This is a genomic window from Oscillochloris sp. ZM17-4 (genome assembly GCF_019599295.1).
Lineage (GTDB): Bacteria > Chloroflexota > Chloroflexia > Chloroflexales > Chloroflexaceae > Oscillochloris.
Genome location: NZ_JAIEWN010000063.1, coordinates 16,653 through 18,332 on the forward strand (window position 1 = coordinate 16,653; position 1,680 = coordinate 18,332).

Below are 1,680 nucleotides of genomic sequence, written 5' to 3' on the forward strand. Positions count from 1 at the left end.
GTTTGGCACGCTTCAAGAACTGCTCAGTCGCTGGGAGGATTACCGCGAGGCTGGCGACTGGCAGCGCCTGATGAGCCGCCACGATGGCCCGCTGCTGCCCTACGCGCAGCGGCAACAGCTCATCCAGCTCTGGGCGCGCCACCTCTGGTGGTCGGTGGCCGAGGTGCAGGCTGCCGCCGAGGCCGAGGGGCTGACGCTGAGCGCGCACGCCATCACCGAGATTGGCCAGGACAGCGGGCTGCTGGTCGCCCGCCGCGTGCTGCGCGAGCGCTTCCAGCTCAGCGCCGAGACGCTGCGCCCCAAGGACGACTGGCTGGTGCCGCAGCTGTTTGCCCTGCTCGACCAGCTCCAGGCCCGCCTGGCCCGTGGCGAGCAGCCCGCCCCCGAGGAGCGCAGCCGTCTGGCCGACCTACTGGCCCTGCGCACGGAGTTGGGGTTGGGCAGCGGCCAGGCGCTGGAAACCCCGCTGCCCTGGGGCTATCACCTCCAGCACATCCTTTGCGGTGACTGGCAGGCCGTCGATGACGGGACGATCCGCTGCCCGCACTGCGGCAGCAGCCAGGTGCGCCGCAAGAGCCGCACCCCGCGCGCCAAGCGCTACCTCGATGCTGCGGGCCAGCCGCAGACGGTCGATGTCTTCCGCTACTACTGCCAAAATACGGCCTGCGCGCACGGCAGCTTCACCAATCTGCCACCCGACTTGTTGCCCTATTCGCCCTGGCGCACGGAGGTGCACCTCCAGGCGTTGCAGGCCTACGAGCTCGGACACAGCAGCTACCGCCGGGTCGCCGCCGGGCTAGGCGTGTCAACGGCGACGGCCTACCGCTGGGTCAGCCAGTTCGGCGGTCAGCTGCTGCCGGTGGCCGCGCTGTTCGGGGTGGTGCGCAGCAGCGGGGTGGTGGGCGTGGATGAGAAGTGGGTCAAGGTGCCGACCAACGACAAGCCGGCGGGCAAGCAGCGCCACTGGATGTACGTCTACGTGGCGGTGGACGTGTATACCTACGACCTGCTCCACGTGGCGATCTACCCGGTGCGCGGCACGGACTCGGCGCGAGCCTTCCTGCTGGCCCTGCGGGCGAAGGGCTACGTGCCGCAGGTGCTCGTGACCGACCTCTGCACGGATTATGACCGGGCCATCCCGGCGGTGTTCCCGCGCGCGGTTCACCACCAGTGCATCTTCCACGCCCTGCAAGCCTGGCACAGGCAGCTGCGCGACGCCTACGGGAAGCACTACCGCACGCAGCGCCCCGAGGCGGTGAAGCTCCAGAAGCAGCTCGACGGCATCTTCCAGGCCAAGACCAAGCGGACGGCCCAGCGGCGCTATGACAAGATCTTGGCGTTACGGGATGCCTACGTGGCCGCAACGCCGGAGGTAGAAGCCGTCTTCGCCAGCCTGGAGCGCCACTGGCCGAAGCTGGTCAACGCCATCGAGAGCGACCGCATTCCCAAGACCAACAACACGGCCGAGCTGGTGAACCGGCGCTTTGACCAGCACTACCAGACGTTTTGCGGTTTCGACACGATCACCACGGCGCAGACCTACCTGGCGGTGTTCGAGTGGTGCTACCGCTTCACGCCGTTCACTCCGGATGCCCAAAAACGCGTGCGCGGGAAGTGTCCGCTGGAACTGGCCGGCTACGACGTGGCCAGCCTGCCCATGGCGCAGCTCTGCCGCGGCCA

1 protein-coding gene is annotated in these 1,680 nt (G+C 68.4%); it reads left to right on the top strand.

The genetic code is table 11. From position 1 onward, the window contains the following. A partial coding sequence (locus tag K2Z83_RS25515; RefSeq protein WP_220597995.1) for a transposase occupies positions 1-1,680 on the top strand: 1,680 nt, incomplete at both ends.